18 protein-coding genes are annotated in these 16,211 nt (G+C 62.9%); 5 read left to right on the top strand and 13 right to left on the bottom strand.

Features of this window, described 5'->3' with window-relative positions:
• Window positions 1–31: 31 nt before the first annotated feature.
• Window positions 32–850, bottom strand: a complete 819-nt coding sequence (locus ACFJIU_RS17130) for a LytTR family DNA-binding domain-containing protein (protein ID WP_379061772.1) — start codon at window positions 848–850, stop codon at window positions 32–34.
• A gap of 163 nt (window positions 851–1,013) precedes the next feature.
• On the opposite strand from ACFJIU_RS17130, the gene ACFJIU_RS17125 reads away from it, so the two are divergent.
• Window positions 1,014–1,526 (top strand): DUF6622 family protein, encoded by a 513-nt coding sequence (locus tag ACFJIU_RS17125; RefSeq protein WP_379061770.1) that lies wholly within the window; start codon window positions 1,014–1,016, stop codon window positions 1,524–1,526.
• 9 nt (window positions 1,527–1,535) lie between these two features.
• Here the strand turns inward: ACFJIU_RS17125 and ACFJIU_RS17120 are convergent, their stop codons facing one another.
• From ACFJIU_RS17120 to ACFJIU_RS17100, 5 genes are all read right to left on the bottom strand, one after another.
• The gene (locus ACFJIU_RS17120) at window positions 1,536–3,251 is read right to left on the bottom strand and encodes a SulP family inorganic anion transporter (RefSeq protein WP_379061768.1); all 1,716 of its coding nucleotides are present in this window, start codon (window positions 3,249–3,251) and stop codon (window positions 1,536–1,538) included.
• A gap of 203 nt (window positions 3,252–3,454) precedes the next feature.
• Window positions 3,455–3,706: a helix-turn-helix domain-containing protein gene (locus ACFJIU_RS17115; protein WP_379061766.1), complete on the bottom strand. Its 252-nt coding sequence runs from the start codon at window positions 3,704–3,706 to the stop codon at window positions 3,455–3,457.
• Between the two features lie 87 nt (window positions 3,707–3,793).
• Window positions 3,794–4,498, bottom strand: a complete 705-nt coding sequence (locus tag ACFJIU_RS17110) for a phosphatase PAP2 family protein (RefSeq protein WP_379061764.1) — start codon at window positions 4,496–4,498, stop codon at window positions 3,794–3,796.
• A 60-nt stretch (window positions 4,499–4,558) separates the two neighbouring features.
• Window positions 4,559–4,882 carry a hypothetical protein gene (locus ACFJIU_RS17105; protein WP_379073137.1) on the bottom strand — a complete coding sequence of 108 codons (324 nt, stop codon included), beginning with the start codon at window positions 4,880–4,882 and terminating at the stop codon, window positions 4,559–4,561.
• A 99-nt stretch (window positions 4,883–4,981) separates the two neighbouring features.
• Complete coding sequence (locus tag ACFJIU_RS17100) at window positions 4,982–5,170, bottom strand: hypothetical protein (RefSeq protein ID WP_129410741.1); 189 nt, start codon at window positions 5,168–5,170, stop codon at window positions 4,982–4,984.
• 153 nt (window positions 5,171–5,323) lie between these two features.
• Between ACFJIU_RS17100 and ACFJIU_RS17095 the strand changes: the two genes are divergently transcribed.
• On the top strand, window positions 5,324–6,148 hold the full coding sequence (locus tag ACFJIU_RS17095) for an alpha/beta fold hydrolase (protein ID WP_379061762.1): 825 nt from the start codon (window positions 5,324–5,326) through the stop codon (window positions 6,146–6,148).
• Between the two features lie 127 nt (window positions 6,149–6,275).
• Window positions 6,276–8,276 (top strand): PhoX family protein, encoded by a 2,001-nt coding sequence (locus ACFJIU_RS17090; protein WP_379061760.1) that lies wholly within the window; start codon window positions 6,276–6,278, stop codon window positions 8,274–8,276.
• A 36-nt stretch (window positions 8,277–8,312) separates the two neighbouring features.
• Here the strand turns inward: ACFJIU_RS17090 and ACFJIU_RS17085 are convergent, their stop codons facing one another.
• Complete coding sequence (locus tag ACFJIU_RS17085) at window positions 8,313–9,443, bottom strand: flavin-containing monooxygenase (protein WP_379061757.1); 1,131 nt, start codon at window positions 9,441–9,443, stop codon at window positions 8,313–8,315.
• A 158-nt stretch (window positions 9,444–9,601) separates the two neighbouring features.
• Here ACFJIU_RS17085 and ACFJIU_RS17080 point away from each other — a divergent pair, with 158 nt between their 5' ends.
• Complete coding sequence (locus tag ACFJIU_RS17080; RefSeq protein WP_379061755.1) at window positions 9,602–10,642, top strand: phosphatidylglycerol lysyltransferase domain-containing protein; 1,041 nt, start codon at window positions 9,602–9,604, stop codon at window positions 10,640–10,642.
• A gap of 45 nt (window positions 10,643–10,687) precedes the next feature.
• Here the strand turns inward: ACFJIU_RS17080 and ACFJIU_RS17075 are convergent, their stop codons facing one another.
• Together ACFJIU_RS17075 and ACFJIU_RS17070 are read right to left on the bottom strand one after the other, a co-directional pair.
• Window positions 10,688–11,449 (bottom strand): ABC transporter permease, encoded by a 762-nt coding sequence (locus ACFJIU_RS17075; RefSeq protein ID WP_326890960.1) that lies wholly within the window; start codon window positions 11,447–11,449, stop codon window positions 10,688–10,690.
• On the bottom strand, window positions 11,446–12,372 hold the full coding sequence (locus ACFJIU_RS17070) for an ABC transporter ATP-binding protein (protein WP_379061753.1): 927 nt from the start codon (window positions 12,370–12,372) through the stop codon (window positions 11,446–11,448). The genes ACFJIU_RS17075 and ACFJIU_RS17070 overlap by 4 nt, the downstream gene beginning before the upstream one ends.
• A 294-nt stretch (window positions 12,373–12,666) precedes the next feature.
• Here ACFJIU_RS17070 and ACFJIU_RS17065 point away from each other — a divergent pair, with 294 nt between their 5' ends.
• Window positions 12,667–12,930: a PepSY domain-containing protein gene (locus ACFJIU_RS17065; RefSeq protein ID WP_379061751.1), complete on the top strand. Its 264-nt coding sequence runs from the start codon at window positions 12,667–12,669 to the stop codon at window positions 12,928–12,930.
• 83 nt (window positions 12,931–13,013) lie between these two features.
• On the opposite strand, the gene msrA is transcribed toward ACFJIU_RS17065, so the two are convergent.
• The 4 genes from msrA to ACFJIU_RS17045 form a co-directional block, all read right to left on the bottom strand.
• Window positions 13,014–13,757, bottom strand: coding sequence for a peptide-methionine (S)-S-oxide reductase MsrA (msrA, locus tag ACFJIU_RS17060; protein WP_379061749.1), 744 nt, complete (start codon window positions 13,755–13,757; stop codon window positions 13,014–13,016).
• 98 nt (window positions 13,758–13,855) lie between these two features.
• Entirely contained in the window at window positions 13,856–14,140 is a 285-nt protein-coding gene (locus ACFJIU_RS17055) for a hypothetical protein (protein ID WP_379061747.1), read from the bottom strand.
• Window positions 14,141–14,236: 96 nt separating this feature from the next.
• Window positions 14,237–14,947, bottom strand: coding sequence for a DUF1223 domain-containing protein (locus tag ACFJIU_RS17050; RefSeq protein WP_379061745.1), 711 nt, complete (start codon window positions 14,945–14,947; stop codon window positions 14,237–14,239).
• 162 nt (window positions 14,948–15,109) lie between these two features.
• Window positions 15,110–16,150 carry a TadE/TadG family type IV pilus assembly protein gene (locus tag ACFJIU_RS17045; protein ID WP_379061743.1) on the bottom strand — a complete coding sequence of 347 codons (1,041 nt, stop codon included), beginning with the start codon at window positions 16,148–16,150 and terminating at the stop codon, window positions 15,110–15,112.
• Between the last annotated feature and the right edge of the window lie 61 nt (window positions 16,151–16,211).

The following is a 16,211-nucleotide window of genomic DNA, read 5'->3' as shown; positions in this document are numbered from 1 at the left end:
GCGCGATTTTCGTGCCGGCCGGGAAGAGAAACTACCTGAAGCCCGCTTCGCGCACGGCAGCAGCAAAGCTGCGGCTGACCGGCAACTGTGTGCCATCCTTGAGTTTGAGGAAGAGCTTGCCTTGCTGGCGTGCCGTGCCTGCCACGGCATCCACTGCAACCCAGTGCGAACGGTGGATCTGCAGTCCCACTTCGCCTTGGGTCTCGCGCATTGCGTCCGCCATGCGCATCAGCACCAGCGTCGAACCCTTGTCTGTATGAACCTCGACATAGTGGTCCTGCATCGACAGGCTTGTCAGCCTGCCACGCAGTGGCGGTGGCAGGCGATCCAGCAGCAGCGGCCTCGTGGATTGCCGGGACGCCGCAGTGTCGAAGCCTGCATCCGGGAGTATCGGCTTCGAGGCAACTGCCGGTTCGGTGTCGGCACTTGCCTCGCCTTCGATCAGCACCGAGGCAAGCGACAGTGCCGCCGCGATCAGCGCACAGTTGAGGAAAAGCGTGATGGCAGACGATGTGTCCGGTATCGGAGCCGATAGCACAGCCCAGTCGAACGCACTCACCACCAGTGCAATCGGTGCACCAGCCGCTAGTCCGGTGACCAGCGCACGCACCAGCGAAGGTGCGGCTCGTCCTTCGAACAACGCCTGACCGACGAGGCGAATGGCGACATAGCCTGCCGTGAAGGTGGCGAGCGCCAGCGCCAGCCAGTAGGCGAGGCGCGGCAGCAGCGTCAGCCGTTCATAGGTGCCGAATGGCCCGGTCACTCCGAGCACGGCAGTGGCGAGAAGGATCAGCCCCCAGAAGCGCGGCGAAAACGCAAGAGCCTGCATTTCGCGAAGCGTGGAATGCATCAGGCCGTGCTTCACGTATCGGATCGTCCCTTCCCGAAACGACGTTTGCCGCCAACACGGCGTCCCGCCATCGTGCCGGCCAACCGCGACGGCAGACAGCCCCACACTGGTAGCGCGCCGCCCGAGAGCCTTCAACCGACGATATCCCGAAACGGAGCCCATCATGTCTTCCCAGGCCGCTACCCCCAGCCTTCTCGCCATCGTCACCCACACGCCGCTGTGGGTATGGCCCCTGATCGTCTATGCCCTTTATGCCGGCTGGGCTCGAACCCGCGACCGAATCATCTCGCCGGCACGCCTGTTCGCGCTGCCGCTGATCCTCGTCTCTCTCGATGTCTTCGAACTGGCTCGCAAAGGCCTTTCCATGATGACAGCAGCCGGCCTCGCCTTTGGCGTTGTCGCGGGGGTACTGGCCGGCCTGGCAGCGGCCCGCCACACGCCGACACAGGCTCTGGACGATGGTCGTCTTGCCGTGAAGGGGCATTGGCTGCCTTTTGCCATCGTCTTGGCCATTGTCGTGGTCAGCTATGTGAGAGGCGCGGCCCTGGGCATCGACCCGTCGCTGGCGACCAACGCGCATTTCCTGCTTGCCAACGCGGTGCTCGCCGGGTTCCTGCCTGCACTCATGCTGGCGCGGACCCTCGGCTCGCTGCCGCGCGGATACGTCTTCGGATGAGAGCAGACGTCAGGCATCAGCTTTCAACTGTATCTTCGCTTCCTTTACCGATGCGGCGAACGTCACCAGCGGACGCTTGACGCCATGGGTGATCAGCATGCGCCGGGTCTGCGGCGACGCGCCGGCGATGACGAAACGCACGCCGGCCTTCCTTGCCTTGTATGCCGTGCTTTCGATGACATTGGCCGCAGTGGAATCGAACAGCGGCACCTGGGAACAGTCGAGGATGAAGTTCCTGCGCTGGTCGGCGATACGATCGAGCACGGCCGCTACCGTCGAGGCGGCGCCGAAGAAGAAGGCACCCGAAATACGGTACACGACGGTGTCGGGGTCACTCGCCTCGATGGCATCATAGGCGCGACGATTGCCATTGGTTGTATCCGCGACATCGTCCGCAATCAGGGGTGGTTTATTTTCAGCGATAGCCACGGCCTTGGCCATGCGATCGATGAACAGCACTGAACCCAATGCGAAGCCGACGACGATGCCTTCGGTCAGGTCCCGGAAGACGACGATCAGGAACGTCGCTGCCAGCACCAGCGCATCCGCCCTGGAAGAACGCAGCAGCGCGGCGATCGCCGGCTTCTCGACCATGTTCCAGCAGACGACCGCAAGCACACCAGCAAGCGCGGCCAGCGGGATGTAGCTGGCGAGCGGAGCCGCCACCAGCATGAAGACAAGAAGGAAAGCCGCGTGCAGCATGCCGGAGATCGGTCCATGCGCGCCGGCACGCACATTGGTGGCGGTGCGCGCAATGGTACCTGTAACGCAGATGCCGCCGAACAGCGCCGAGCCGATATTGGCGAAACCTTGCGCCACCAGTTCACAGTTCGAACGGTGGCGGCGCCCGGTCATGCCATCGGCTACCACCGCCGACAGCAGGGATTCGATCGCGCCGAGCAGCGCGAACGCAATGGCGTCCGGGAATACGGCAATGGCTTTGTCGATGCTCATCGGCGGCAGTGCGGGCAAGGGCAGGCTGCGCGGAATACCACCAAAACGCGACCCGATCGTGTCTACAGGCAGCCCGGACAGCGCCACGACCAGGGACGCCAGTGCAACCGCGACCAGCATGCCCGGCCAATGCGGACGCCATTTCCTCAGTGCTGCCACGGTGACGATGGAAAGTAGGGCGATGCCTGCTGCGGCTGGGTTCAGCGTGCCGCCAGCCTGCCAAAGCGCCATCAGTTTCGGTATAAAAGGGCCAGGCTCCTTGCCTGGCAGCTTGAGCCCCAGCAACTCGACGATCTGGCCGGAAAAGATGATGACGGCGATGCCGGCGGTGAAACCGACCGTCACCGGATAGGGGATGTATTTGATATAGGTACCGAGCCGCAGGTAGCCGATGGCGAGCAGGAACACGCCGGCCATCATCGTGGCGAGCAGAAGCCCGTCCAGGCCCTGGCGGTCGGCGGTGGACGCCACCAGCACGATGAAGGCGCCGGCCGGCCCGCCGATCTGGAAGCGGCTGCCGCCGAGCGCCGAGACGATGAAGCCGCCGACGATCGCCGTGAACAGTCCGCGCTCCGGTGTCACACCGGAGGCGATTGCAATGGCCATGGAAAGCGGCAGGGCCACGATGGCAACGGTCAGGCCCGCCACGGCATCGGCACGCAGCTGCGGCAGACGGTAGCCTTCGCGCAGCACCGTCACCAGCTTCGGCATGAACAGTTCGGAAAACATCGGCCCGGCCTTGCGAACCTGCTGGTGGCGGAGCTGATCCATGACGTGCCTTCCGCAAAAGCGTCGGCATCGTCGGCATCGCAATGATCTTGCGGAAAGTCGGCGGTCGCCGTCGCGAACCTCAGAGCGTTTCCGTTCTTCTCGGAAATGCGGAAACGCTCTAACCCTTTGTTTTCACGCAATTCCGGGCGGAAAACCGTTGCACGCCTTTCCTGGAATCGCTCAAGGCCGATCGGATCGGGAATCTATGCCGAGTTCTTCAGCCGCACGCCCCTGCCGCCGCGGTCACTGGCCTGGTTGTCGCCGATCAATTCCACCCCGGCCTCGTCAAGTGCCTGGATGACCTTCATCAGCGTGTCGACCACGCCCCGTACCACGCCGTCGCTGGCCTCCATGCGCTGGATGGTCGGCAGCGAAACGCCGGCGCGTTCAGCGAGCGTCTTCTGGTCGATGCCGGCCAGTGCTCGCGCCGCACGCATCTGTGCAGCGGTAATCACCGGTCAGAACTCCCGTCTGAGTCTGCAGGATAAATGTATGATACTTTCATAGTGATGTGTCAAACATGAATTTGGATTGTAAATGCATTAATTCGGTTCGCCTTCACCGTTCTTGCCGTGCGGCATGAAGCGTGTCGCCAGCCAGCACAACATGGCCCAGGCAAAGCCCGCGCACCAGCCCGCCAACACATCCGATGGCCAGTGTACGCCGAGATAGAGGCGCGACACCCCGACCATCAACGTCAACAGCACGGCGAGTACGAAGACGTAGATCTTGGTGACATGCCCGGGCAGGAACCGTGCCGCCAATGTGCCGAGCGTCAGATAGGTCACCGCCGACAGCATGGCATGCCCGGAGGGGAAGGAGAGGGAGGTTTCCACCGCAAGCTTGGACACCAGATCGGGGCGAGGCCGGTCGATGCCGAATTTCAGCAGGGCCGACAGGATCTGGCCGCCGCCGACCGCCACCAGCACGAACAGCGCCGTCGTCCAGCGCCGGATGAGGAGGAAATAGATGATGGTCGCGGCGGTGATCAAGGTCAGCACGGCAGCGCTTCCGAGCGCGGTGATATCGCGCACCGCCCCTTCGAAGCGCGGCGAGCCGATCGGGTTGCTGGGATCGCCAGCCTCTCGGAAGGCGAGCAGTATCTGTGTGTCGAAGCTGTGAGGCGCTGCGTCGCGCGCGACTTCCATCAGCTCGACGAAGCCCCAGAGCCCGCCGGCCACGATGATGCCGGCCAGAAGCACCGGAAACTCGATCCGGTCATAAAAGGTTGAAAGTGTCTTTCGCATCAATCCTGCCGCAATGCCGCCTGTCGAGGAAAGCCGGCTTAGCCAATCCCGGCATGGCTGTCATCGGCCCTGCAAATAAGGCCCCAGCGTGACGAGCGCGACTGCAACGATAGCCAACGCGATACCGACGCCCTGAATCGCCGTCAGCCGCTCGCCGAAGAAAGCCAGAGCCACCGCATTTACGGCCACCAGTTGGATGACCGCCGACAGGCTGAGCGAAATCGACATGCCGAAGTCGCGGATGAGCTTCAGCATGATCAGATTGCCAAGTGTATAGAGTGCCAGGGTGATGGCGATCTTGCCGAAGCTCGGTGCCAGCGCCCAATGTTTGGCTGCCGTGGCGGCAAGCAGGAAAATCACGGTGGAGACACCGAGTTGCGCCATGCCGAATACGTTCACAGATTGTCTCCACCCAGCCCGATTGCCCGCCAGGCAAGCTTGTTTCCCAACAGCAGGCTTGGGTCAAGTGTCGGGAATGGCGGACTAGCGCAGCTGAACCGTCTTCGGAAACTCGATCACCTGGCCTTTCGGCTTGGTGTGCTGGGCGGTGACGATGGCTTCGATCAGGATATCCAGCGCTTCGCAGGCCTTGGTACTGGTCTGGTCGTTGCCGCGCAGGTAGTGGGTTGCCCGCTCAAGATGCAGGCGCGCGGCGGCAAAATCACTGTTCATCGATGCTCCGTTCATTTCCCGCCGCAAGTGAAAGCATGGAGCGATTCGGTTGCGGGAACGGAAATTCCGCAGCCGGCATTTGATTCAAAACTGCTGCATTTTCACGGCCTCCGGCCCTTGCCGATGAAAGCGCGAACGCGGCAAGATGGCACGATGTCATGGAAGCTCGATGAGATGGTGTCGACCTCCGCGGGGCGCGTCGCCGCCGGCACGGCAGGCATCGGTCCGGATCTCGTGCTGGCGCATGGCTGGCCGTGGTCTTCCTTTTCATGGCACCGGATCATTCCGTCCCTGGCAAGGCATTACCGGGTCCACTGGTATGACATGCCCGGCTATGGACGATCGCAAAAGGATTCGGCACAGCGCACATCGCTCGACGTCCAGGGGCAGGTGTTCGCCGAGATGCTGTCGCATTGGCGTCTCGAACACCCTGTCGTCGTCGCCCATGATTTTGGCGGGGCGACCACGCTGCGCGCTCATCTCCTGCATGGCTGCGAGTTCGCACGCTATGTGCTGATGAATGTCGTCGCCATGCGGCCCTGGGGATCCGAGTTCTTCGACCATGTCGGCCGTCATGTAGATGCATTTCTCGGCCTGCCGCCGCACATTCACCGCGCGGTCGTGGAAGCCTACATCAAGGGTGCGATCGTCAACGGCATCGAAGCCGCGGATTTTGAGAGCCTAGTCGAGCCGTGGCTGGGCGACGAGGGACGGCAGAGCTTCTATCGGCAGTTCGCGCAGGCCGACGAGCGCTACACGGCCGAGGTCGAACCGCTGTTCGGTGGAGTTCGCTGTCCCGTCGCGATCCTCTGGGGCGAGGACGATCCCTGGATCCCGGTGGAGCGCGGCAGGGCGCTGCATCGCCTCATCCCCCAGGCGTCGTTCGAAACGCTGCCGGGTGTCGGTCACCTGCCGCAACTGGAAGCTCCCGATCGGGTTCTTGCCTGGTTGAATGCATTTCTGAAGGGCAGGAGCTGAGACGCGAAAGGGTCTCGGCCGGACCAAGCCTATGTGGACGCGCCCTGCGTCATGAAACTGTTAAGCCGGCCCGCTACGCAGGTTCCAGACACGCAACCCAGCCAACGCCAAAAGCCAGAGGTCAGTCATGTCGGACCAAGAAGACATCCGCTTCCGCACCAGCCTGCTCGAAGAGAATGAAGGTCCGGCGATCAACCCGACCGACAACCGCACCATGGGCGAGATCATCGCCGCGCGTTTTTCGCGGCGTGGCTTCCTCAAGGGCTCACTCGCGGTTTCCGCCATTGCTGTCACCGTAAGCCCGCTTGCCTTGATGAGCGCCGACGAGGCGCGTGCGGCCGAGGGCGCTTCAGCCTTCACCTTCGACGAAGTCGAGGCAGGCATTGACGACAAGCACCATGTCGCGGCCGGTTACGATGCCGACGTGCTGCTGCGTTGGGGCGATCCGCTGTTCGCCGACGCGCCGGAATTCGATCCAGCCAAGCAGACTGCCGCGGCACAGGCCAGGCAGTTCGGCTACAACAACGATTTCGTCGGCTACATCCCGCTGGAAGGTTCGCCCGAGCATGGGCTTCTGGTGGTCAACCACGAATACACCAACCCGCATCTGATGTTTCCCGGCATCGTCAAGGTGGTGGAGAAGGACGGCAAGAAGGCACTGGAACAGGCACCGCTCACCAGGGACCAGGTCGATATCGAGATGGCGGCCCATGGCGGCACCATCGTCGAGATCCGCAAGGAAGGCGGCAAATGGCAGGTGGTGCGCGACGGCAAGCTGAACCGCCGTGTCACCGTCAACACCGAAATGGCGCTCTCCGGACCCGTCGCCGGCCATGATCGCGTCAAGACTAATGCCGATCCATCCGGAGCCAGGGTATTCGGTACCGTGAACAACTGCGCCGGCGGCGTGACGCCTTGGGGCACCTATGTGATGGCCGAGGAGAACATTCACGGCTACTTCTCCGGTGCCCTGCCGGAGGGCCACAAGGAAGCGGAGAACTACAAGCGCCTCGGCATTCCCGAAGGTTCTTATGAGTGGGGCGCCCACTACGACCGTTTCGACCTTGCCAAGGAGCCCAATGAAGCGAACCGCTTCGGCTGGATCGTGGAAGTCGATGTTACCGATCCGAACTCGACGCCGAAGAAACGCACCGCGCTGGGCCGTTTCAAGCATGAGGGCGCGGAATCGATCGTGGCCAGGGATGGCCGTGTCGTCTTCTATCTCGGCGACGACGAGCGCTTCGACTATGTCTACAAATTCGTCACTGCGGGCAAGTTTGACCCGGCCAATCCCCTGGCCAACAAGGATCTGCTCGACGACGGCACGCTTCACGTTGCGAAATTCGCGGAGGACGGCGGTGTCGAGTGGCTGCCAATCGTTTTCGGCGAGGGGCCGCTGACTGCCGAAAACGGCTTCGCCAGCCAGGCCGACGTGCTGATCGAGACGCGTCGCGCCGCCGATCTGCTCGGCGCCACCAAGATGGATCGTCCCGAGGACATCCAGCCCAATGGCGTCAACGGCAAGGTCTACGTGATGCTGACCAACAACACCAAGCGCAAGGACGACCAGGTCGACGCCGCCAATCCGCGCGCCAAGAACGCCTTTGGCCATATGATCGAGATCGCCGAGGATGGTGGCGACTTCGCCGCCACCAGGGGCAAATGGGAGGTCCTGCTGAAATGCGGCGACCCATCGGTGGCCGATGTTGGCGCATCCTTCTCCACCGCGACCACGGCCAATGGCTGGTTCGGCATGCCGGACAATTGCGCGGTCGACTCCGCAGGCCGGCTCTGGGTGGCCACCGACGGCAACAACGCCAAAGAAACCGGACGCACTGACGGCTTGTGGGCCGTCGACACCGAGGGCGCCGCGCGCGCCACGTCCAAGCTGTTTTTCCGTGTGCCGGTGGGGGCGGAGATGTGTGGGCCGCAGTTCGCTCCTGACGACAAGACCGCCTTCGTCGCCGTGCAGCATCCGGGTGACGGCGGTACCGACTGGGAGCCGTTCGGTCGTCCGTCCTACTACGAGGACCTCTCCACCCGTTGGCCGGATTTCAAGCCCGACATGCCGGTGCGGCCTTCCGTCGTTGCCATCACCAAGCAGGATGGCGGCAAGATCGGGGTTTAGAGACCCGTCCCAGTGGTTTCGCAACTGCGCCGAGGGCTATCGGCGCCCTGCGATCCTGGCGGCGATCGCCTTGGCTTCCTGGCCCGCGGCGTAGAAATGACCGACGATGCTGGGCTGCATGGAAATGAACCACAGGCCGGGCTGGCTGCCCGGCTCGGCTCCGTTGGCCTTCGGCTTGCCCTTGTCATCCACCACGCCGAGACCGCTCAGCATCGTGTCCAGTCCGGTGCGGTAGCCGGTTGCGGCGATGACGACATCGGCCTTGATCCTTGTTCCGTCGGCCAGCACGACCTGTTCGGGCTCGAAGCCTGCAACAGAGGTCACAACCTTGATGCGTCCGGCCTTGATGGCGGCGATCGCGCCGTCGTCGGCGGATATCGCGACGTGGTCTTCCTTCAACCGGCTGATGCCGCCCTTTTCCACTGGCGCGAAACCGAGCTTGCGAAGATCGCCGAACAGCAGGCGCTGCAGCAGCGCCACCATGAAGTCGCCGACCGGGATCGGCAGCGCATTGGTGATTCTGGAGAAGCGCTGCACGGCGATCTTGCCGACGCGTTTGGGCAGGATGGAGGGGCCGGCGCGGGCAGCAAGGTAGATCATCGCGGTCTTGGCGCCGATCAGGTAGTTCAGCACGTCGAAGCCGGAATTGCCGGCGCCGATGACCAGCACGCTTTTACCTTCGTAATCCCTGGGGCTGCCGAACGAGGCTGAATGGATCAGCCGCCCCTTGTATGCTGCTGTTCCGGGCCAATCCGGCATCCACGGCACCTTGTCGTGGCCGGTGGCGACGATGATGTGCCTGGCCTTGCGGATGCCTTTGCTGGTGCGGACCGTCCAGTTCTCGCTTTCGCGGGTAAGACGTTCGACTTCGGTGTCGAATTCGACTGCGATGCCGCGCTGCTCGGCAAAACGTTCGAGATAGGCGATCACCGCCGCCTTGGGCGGGAAGGCCGGCACGCCCTTCGGATATGGCATGCCAGGCAGATAGGACATGTCGCGATGCGTGTTGAGCGCCAGCCGCTCATGGCGCTGCCGCCACGGTTCGGCGATCCGGGCTTCCTTTTCGAACACGCGGGCCTGGATGCCATGCCGGGTCAGTGCGTCGGCCGCAGCCAGCCCGGCCGCACCCGCACCGATCACGATCACTTCTTCGATCGTTTCGGTCATATTTCCACCAAATCCTTTCGCGACATCCCAGCCGCAACTTGATTGCGCTATGTGCCACGGACGGCGATATGGCAAGAGAGGGTTGAGGGGTGGCAGCGGCTTGTTGATTCGGAAGACGGATCGATTAGCCGTCTTTGGGTATCATCTGGGCGTATTTCATGGGCTCGCTCCGCAAGGGCATAGACCGCTTCCTCGACGACCGCGCTGCCGCTGTTCCGCGCGCGAACCTGCCGCTTGCCAAGCGGCTGGAAATGCTCGCGCAGCATGGCGATTTCTCGCTCGCCTATTCCACGGCCACGCAGCCGCTGCTGTCTTATTTCGGCGACGAAAACGGCTACGTCGCCTTCCAGACCATGATGGGGCGCCACTATGCGCTGGCTGATCCGGTCGTCGGCGATGCCGATCGCGCCGCGCTGATTTGCCGCTTCGTCGAGATCGCCAATGCGCCCTGGTTCGTGCAGGTCGGAGAGGCGACGGCAAAGGTCCTGTCCGGCCTTGGCTACCAGGTCAGCCGCATCGGCTACGACACGCGGCTGCCGCTGCCGGCGCATGATTTCTCCGGAAAGCCCAACGAAACCGTGCGCTATTCCGAACGCTGGCTGGTCAAGAAGGGATTCACGCTTACCGAGGATACCGGGGGGCTGGCCGATGCCGACGACGTGCGCCGCCTTTCCGACGAATGGCGGGCCGGCCGCATCGTCGCGCGCCGCGAAATGGCTTTCCTCAACCGTCCGTTCCCGATCCTGCCCGGCCCCGGCATGCGCCGCTTCGTGCTGCTGGATCCGGACAACAAGCTCACGGCCTTGCTGGATTTCGACCCGATCTCGAAGGACGGCAAGGTCACCGGCTACACCACCGCCTTCAAGCGCAAGCTGGCCGGTGCTACCCCGCATGCCGAGATCGGCCTGACCAAATTCGCGGTCGACCAGTTCCGCAAGGAAGGCATTTCCGCGGTGACGCTGGGCCTGTCGCCTTTGGCCGACATGGCGCCGAGCGGTTTTCCAGAAAGCACGTTCTGGCGCGGTGCGTTCAGCAGGGCCTTCGATTCCAGGCTGGTCAACCGCCACCGCTTCAACCTTCAGGGGCAGGCTGCCTTCAAGCGGCGCTTCCACGGCGTGGAGGAACCGGCCTACATCGCGTTCAAGCGCGGCACCGCCAGCGGCATGCTGGCGCTGCTGAGATTGCTGAAAGCGATCTGAGCCGGAAGGTCTGGCAGACTGTCCAGGAGCCTGAGCTGGAGAGAATTACGTTCTCAGCCGATAGCCGGTCTTGAAGATCCAGCCGACGACGGCGATGCACAGCAGCAGGAACGCCAGCGTGATGCCGAGGCTGATCTCCACCGGCACGTCGGAATGGCCGAAGAAGGCCCAGCGGAAACCACTGACCAGATAGACGACCGGGTTGAACAGCGAGATGGTACGCCATACGCCGGGCAGCATGTCGATCGAATAGAACGAACCGCCCAGGAAGGTGAGCGGCGTCACCACCAGCAGCGGGATCAGCTGCAACTGTTCGAAGCCGTTCGCCCAGATGCCGATGATGAAACCGAACAGGCTGAACGTGATCGCCGTCAGCACCAGGAAGCCGAGCATCCAGAACGGGTGCTGGATGTCGAGTTCGACGAACAGCGAGGCGGTGGCCAGGATGATCAGTCCGATGCCGATCGACTTGGTGGCGGCCGCACCGACATAGGCGATGACGACCTCCAGATAGGAAACCGGCGCCGACAGCAGTTCGAAGATCGTGCCGACGAATTTCGGAAAATAGATGCCGAAGGAGGCGTTGGAGATCGACTGGGTCAGCAGGGTGAGCATGATCAGGCCCGGCACGATGAAGGCACCGTAGCTCACGCCGTTGACCTCGGTGATGCGCGAGCCGATCGCCGCGCCGAACACCACGAAATAGAGCGAGGTCGAAATGACGGGCGAGATCACGCTCTGCATGATGGTGCGCAGCGTGCGCGCCATCTCCACCTTGTAGATCGCCCAGACCGCGCGATGGTTCATGCCTGCCTCCTTACCAGGGAGACGAAGATCTCCTCCAGCGAACTGTTTTCGGTGTCGAGATCGCGGAACTGGATACCGGCCTGGTCGAGGTCGCGGATCAGCGAGGCGACGCCCGGCCGTTCCGCCTGGTTGTCATAGGTGTAGGTCAGTCGGTTGCCGTCCGACGAGAGCTCGAGATTGTAGGTTTCGAAGCCTGCTGGCAGCGTGGAAAGCGGATTGCGCAGTTCCAGCTTCAAAAGCTTGCGGCCAAGCTTGCGCATCAGCTCGGCCTTTTCCTCCACCAGGATGATCTCGCCCTTGTTGATGACGCCGACCCGGTCGGCCATCTCCTCGGCTTCCTCGATATAGTGGGTGGTGAGGATGATGGTGACGCCGGATTCGCGCAATTGCCGCACCAGCGCCCACATGTCCTTGCGCAGTTCCACGTCGACGCCGGCGGTCGGCTCGTCGAGGAACAGGATTTTCGGCTCATGCGACAGCGCCTTGCCGATCATCACGCGGCGCTTCATGCCGCCTGAGAGGGTGATGATCTTGGAATCGCGCTTTTCCCACAGCGACAGGTCCTTGAGCACCTTCTCGATGAAGGCGGGGTCGGCCGGCTTGCCGAACAGGCCGCGGCTGAAGGCCAGCACCGAGCGCACCGTTTCGAACGATTCGACCGTGAGCTCCTGCGGCACCAGCCCGATCAGGCTGCGCGCGGCGCGATAGTCCTTCGATATGTCGTGACCATCCACGGCGACGGTGCCGCCCGAGCGGTTGACGATGCCGCAGATGATCGAGATCAGCGTCGTCTTGCCGGCGCCGTTGGGGCCGAGCAGCGCGAAGATTTCCCCGCGCTTGATATCCAGATTGATGTTTTTCAGCGCGCTGAAGCCGGTGGCATAGGTTTTCGAGACACCGGAAACGGAGATGACGGATTGCATGATGAAAAGGTCTGATTGGAAAGGATTTGCGTTGTGCGCCTGAATGTTGGTTCCTGCAACCCGAAATCAAGGCGGCTGCTGACATATCTCGCCATCACTGGCCATCTGGTCAGGCCCATCTGATCGGGAAGGAGAAACCATCCACGTCAGCCGAGGCCGGGACGCGCAACCCGCCGCTTCCTCATCGGGGCATGGCTTGCGTGCTTGCGGAACGATCGTCAATGCCGTGAGTTATGCACCGGGTAGAAGGGCTATGGTCAAACGCGCATCTCGCGTTAGTTCTGGAGGGATCACATGCGTATCATCACTGTTTTTGCGGCCATTTCCTTGATGGCCGTCGCTGCGCCGGCGGGCGCCCAGGCCAGGGACGTGCCGCCGGCGAACGCCAAGAAACTGTCGGAGATCGTCGCCAAGGTCGAGCAGCGCCAGGACTTTGCCTTCATCGACGAGGTCGACTGGGACAACAAGGGTTACGAAGTCACCTATTTCACCAAGGACGGCGCCAAGGTCGAGATCAAATTCGATCCGGTCACCGCAGCGCCGATGAACCTGCAGTAGGCTGCGTCACGGCTCGCTGCCAACAAACAGACCGCGCCGGAGACGTTGGCGCGGTCTTTTTTATCGGGAGGAGGTTCAGCCGGTCAGCTCTTTGGGCTGGCCGCGACCAGAACCGGCTTGTCCGAGTATAGATCCGGGAACATCGCCTTCAAATTCTCGATTTTCGGCAGGTCGTTGTAGACGATGTAGGGGTAGGTCGGGTTCCGCTCGAGGAAATCCTGATGATAGCCCTCGGCCGGATAGAACGTCTTGCCGGTCTCCAGTGTCGTCACGATTTTCTTGGGGAACGCCTTCGTCGTGTCGAGCTGAGCGATGTAGTCCTCGGCGATCGTCTTCTGCTCGGCATTGGCCGCGAACACCGTGGAGCGATACTGCGTGCCATAGTCCGGTCCCTGGTAATTGAGCTGGGTCGGGTTGTGCGCCACCGAGAAATAGACCTGCAGCAGCTTGCCGTAGCTTACCTTCGATGGATCGTAGGTGATCTCGACCGACTCGGCATGGCCGGTGTTGCCCGAGCCGACGCGTTCATACTCGGCCGTGTCGGCAGCGCCGCCGGTATAACCGGAAACGGCCTTCGTCACGCCTTTGACGTGCTGGAACACGCCCTGCACACCCCAGAAGCAGCCGCCGGCAAAGACTGCCTTCTGCAATCCGGCCGCCGGTTTCGCGTCGACGGCGGGCGGGGGGATTTTGACGGCCTCTTCGGCGGCGCTGGTCGGCCCCTGCAGGAATGTCAGCGCCGTCGCGGCCAGCGCAAGGCCGGCAAGCGCGGACAGGCCGGCAGCCTTCCATGGCCTTGCTGCCCCGGATTTACGATTTCGGTTCATGCTTGGGCTCCTTCATGAGGGCCGGGCGACGAGGCACTATACGATGACCGCAGCCGTATGGCTTTCACGATCCCGTGCATCGTCGCCCTGGCCAGCATTTACTGCTGGGGTTTCATGGCGTCGGCAGGCTTCATGGCGTCGGCGGGCTTCATGGCATCGGCGGGCTTCATGGCATCGGCCGGCTTCATGGCGTCGGCAGGCTTCATGGCGTCGGCAGGCTTCATGGCGTCAGCGGGTTTCATGGCATCGGCCGGCTTCATCGCATCCTCGGTCTTCATGGGATCCGCCGGTTTCATGGCGTCTTCGGCATATGCGCCGGCGGCGGTGAATGCTGTCGCGGCAAGGGCGAAAGCCAGCGCCTTCAGGCTGATGGGACGGGTCATGCTGTTCTCTCCTTCGAGGGTTTGGTGGCGCATGGCGCCGGTTGCGCGCGGCCGCTTTGACCGTGCAATTCGAGCAGGCGCTGTCGCGTGCGGTGCCTAGTTGGCGGCTGCGGCCAGGATCGGTCCACCTTGCGGGGCCTGCACCAGGACGGCGGTGGAAAGGCCTTCGCCGGCCTTGGGCAACGGCAGCGTGGCCGCTTCGCCGGTCCAAGTGCCGAGCCGGGTCAGTGCATGGACGACATTGGCGTGCGGCAAGGTGTGGCCGCTGTTTTCGCCGCGCCCCACCGGCACGTCGACGATGCCGGCCCGGTACTGCACCAGCCAGACGTCGGCGCCGCCCGCTGGCGCCTTGCCGGGACCGATGGCTGCCTTGCCGTTGGCGAGTGAAAGGATGGGGCCGCTCGGGGATTTGTCCCTGGCGATCAGGGCCTCGACATCGGACAGCTTGTTGCCGACCGTATCGGCCCGGCCATTGACGACCATCTGCGGTGTGAACGGCCCGCTGCGGCCGAGAGCCGGTTCATAGGTCACCTGCCGTTCGGTGTATTCCGCCCTGCCGAACGTGTCCTTCCAGCCGAGATAGTCCCAGTAGGTCACGGCGAAGGACAGCGCCAGCACGTCCGGCCGGTCCTTCAGCTTGATCAGGTTGGCATTGGCGGGCGGGCAGGAGGAGCAGCCCTGGCTGGTGAAGAGTTCGACCACCGTGAGTGGCTGCGCCGTCGCGGAAGCCATGCCGGCAACAAGCAGGGCGATTGCCGCCATGCCTTTAGTCGCAACACCCATGCCCTTTTTTTTCTTCGCACGCATCGCTTGCTCCGTTTCGCGGCCGTCGGCGGCCTCATCGGGGCATTCGCGGCAATGCGGCCTCTCGTTACGCCGATCACCGCTTCGTGATCCTGCGGGAAAAAAGGAACCCGCCGCGGCCTGGGCCGGGCGGGTCTAGAGGACGAGAGTAAACTTGGGGCAGGGCTATTGGGTAAGCGCGGTGGTCGAAGGCTTCTGCGAGAATTCGCATTTGCCGCTCACCGTATAGAAGAAGTCGGCGTTCGAGACCGGCGCCGGTACGGCGTTGCCGCCGTCTTCCCAGGCCTGAGAGCTTGTGTTGCCGCAGGGCACGGCGCGGAAGATGTCGACCGTCTTGCCGGTCTCGACTTCGACCCCGTCCAGATAAAGCCGGTTGGAGGTGGCCGGGTCGTTCGATTTCAGGACTTTCGGGTTTCCGGACGGTACATCCATCTGCAGATAGAGTTTTTCCATCGTCTTGACGTCGATGACGGCGCCGGTCCCGTTGGCGGGCGTCGTGGTGCACAGCACCTGCTTGTCGCCATCCACGAAAGCCCCCGGCTTAAGCGGATTGCTCCAGCTGTTGTAGGCACTGGTGACACAGGTCTGCGTCTGCTGGACGACTGTCAGCTTGCCCTGGCTGTCGGGGGTGTAGACGACGGTCGTGCCGTAGCCCTTGGTGCCGCCGCCGCCATTGTATTTGTAGTCGATCAGCATCAACGCCTTTTCGGTCGTCTGGCCGAAGGCGGTGCCGAACAGCGTCATCTTCTTGTTCCAGTAACCGGAAGCCTTGTCGATCTTGAAGGTCGCCTCGACGAGTGCCGGCGTCTTGGTCGCCGCCGAGGTGACATTGATCGTTACGGTGTTGATGGTGGCGAGCCGCATGAAATTGGTCGGCATGTCGTAGGTTGCCGAAGACCTGGCGCGCGACGTACCATCGAGATCGACGGTGAAACTGGTCAGCGTAGCGGTTCCGTCGCCCCTGTTGGCGTCGTAGAAAGCCTGCAGGGCTTCCTGCCGTTTTGCCAGCGTGGTGTCGGTCGGCAGCGTTGTGACGGCCAGTGTTGCCGCGTCCAGCGCGTTCTGCATTTCGCCCTTGGAGTTCACGCCGGAGGTATAATCCACCGAGAGGCCGAGCACGGCAAAGAGCGGCAGCACGGACAGCGCAAAGGCTGGCACGAGCGAGGCATCTTCGGAGGTGAGGAACTTCAGGAAGGGTTTTGGCATGAGCGCATCCCGGGCAACGATCCATGACCGATAGCATGTGCTGTTCCAACGCCCGGCTAAT

Origin of the sequence: Mesorhizobium sp. UC74_2 (assembly GCF_042701485.1) — a bacterium.
Lineage (GTDB): Bacteria > Pseudomonadota > Alphaproteobacteria > Rhizobiales > Rhizobiaceae > Mesorhizobium.
The sequence above is the reverse complement of the archived record's forward strand: the minus strand, read 5'-3'. Positions and strand labels throughout refer to the sequence as shown.

What these genes read in the sequence shown, in the direction of transcription:
- ACFJIU_RS17130 (WP_379061772.1), bottom strand. Translation starts at nt 850, where the DNA reads ATGCATTCCACGCTTCGCGAAATGCAGGCTCTTGCGTTTTCGCCGCGC.
- ACFJIU_RS17125 (WP_379061770.1), top strand. Translation starts at nt 1,014, where the DNA reads ATGTCTTCCCAGGCCGCTACCCCCAGCCTTCTCGCCATCGTCACCCAC.
- ACFJIU_RS17120 (WP_379061768.1), bottom strand. Translation starts at nt 3,251, where the DNA reads ATGGATCAGCTCCGCCACCAGCAGGTTCGCAAGGCCGGGCCGATGTTT.
- ACFJIU_RS17110 (WP_379061764.1), bottom strand. Translation starts at nt 4,498, where the DNA reads ATGCGAAAGACACTTTCAACCTTTTATGACCGGATCGAGTTTCCGGTG.
- ACFJIU_RS17105 (WP_379073137.1), bottom strand. Translation starts at nt 4,882, where the DNA reads ATGGCGCAACTCGGTGTCTCCACCGTGATTTTCCTGCTTGCCGCCACG.
- ACFJIU_RS17100 (WP_129410741.1), bottom strand. Translation starts at nt 5,170, where the DNA reads ATGAACAGTGATTTTGCCGCCGCGCGCCTGCATCTTGAGCGGGCAACC.
- ACFJIU_RS17095 (WP_379061762.1), top strand. Translation starts at nt 5,324, where the DNA reads ATGTCATGGAAGCTCGATGAGATGGTGTCGACCTCCGCGGGGCGCGTC.
- ACFJIU_RS17090 (WP_379061760.1), top strand. Translation starts at nt 6,276, where the DNA reads ATGTCGGACCAAGAAGACATCCGCTTCCGCACCAGCCTGCTCGAAGAG.
- ACFJIU_RS17085 (WP_379061757.1), bottom strand. Translation starts at nt 9,443, where the DNA reads ATGACCGAAACGATCGAAGAAGTGATCGTGATCGGTGCGGGTGCGGCC.
- ACFJIU_RS17080 (WP_379061755.1), top strand. Translation starts at nt 9,602, where the DNA reads ATGGGCTCGCTCCGCAAGGGCATAGACCGCTTCCTCGACGACCGCGCT.
- ACFJIU_RS17075 (WP_326890960.1), bottom strand. Translation starts at nt 11,449, where the DNA reads ATGAACCATCGCGCGGTCTGGGCGATCTACAAGGTGGAGATGGCGCGC.
- ACFJIU_RS17070 (WP_379061753.1), bottom strand. Translation starts at nt 12,372, where the DNA reads ATGCAATCCGTCATCTCCGTTTCCGGTGTCTCGAAAACCTATGCCACC.
- ACFJIU_RS17065 (WP_379061751.1), top strand. Translation starts at nt 12,667, where the DNA reads ATGCGTATCATCACTGTTTTTGCGGCCATTTCCTTGATGGCCGTCGCT.
- msrA (WP_379061749.1), bottom strand. Translation starts at nt 13,757, where the DNA reads ATGAACCGAAATCGTAAATCCGGGGCAGCAAGGCCATGGAAGGCTGCC.
- ACFJIU_RS17055 (WP_379061747.1), bottom strand. Translation starts at nt 14,140, where the DNA reads ATGACCCGTCCCATCAGCCTGAAGGCGCTGGCTTTCGCCCTTGCCGCG.
- ACFJIU_RS17050 (WP_379061745.1), bottom strand. Translation starts at nt 14,947, where the DNA reads ATGCGTGCGAAGAAAAAAAAGGGCATGGGTGTTGCGACTAAAGGCATG.
- ACFJIU_RS17045 (WP_379061743.1), bottom strand. Translation starts at nt 16,150, where the DNA reads ATGCCAAAACCCTTCCTGAAGTTCCTCACCTCCGAAGATGCCTCGCTC.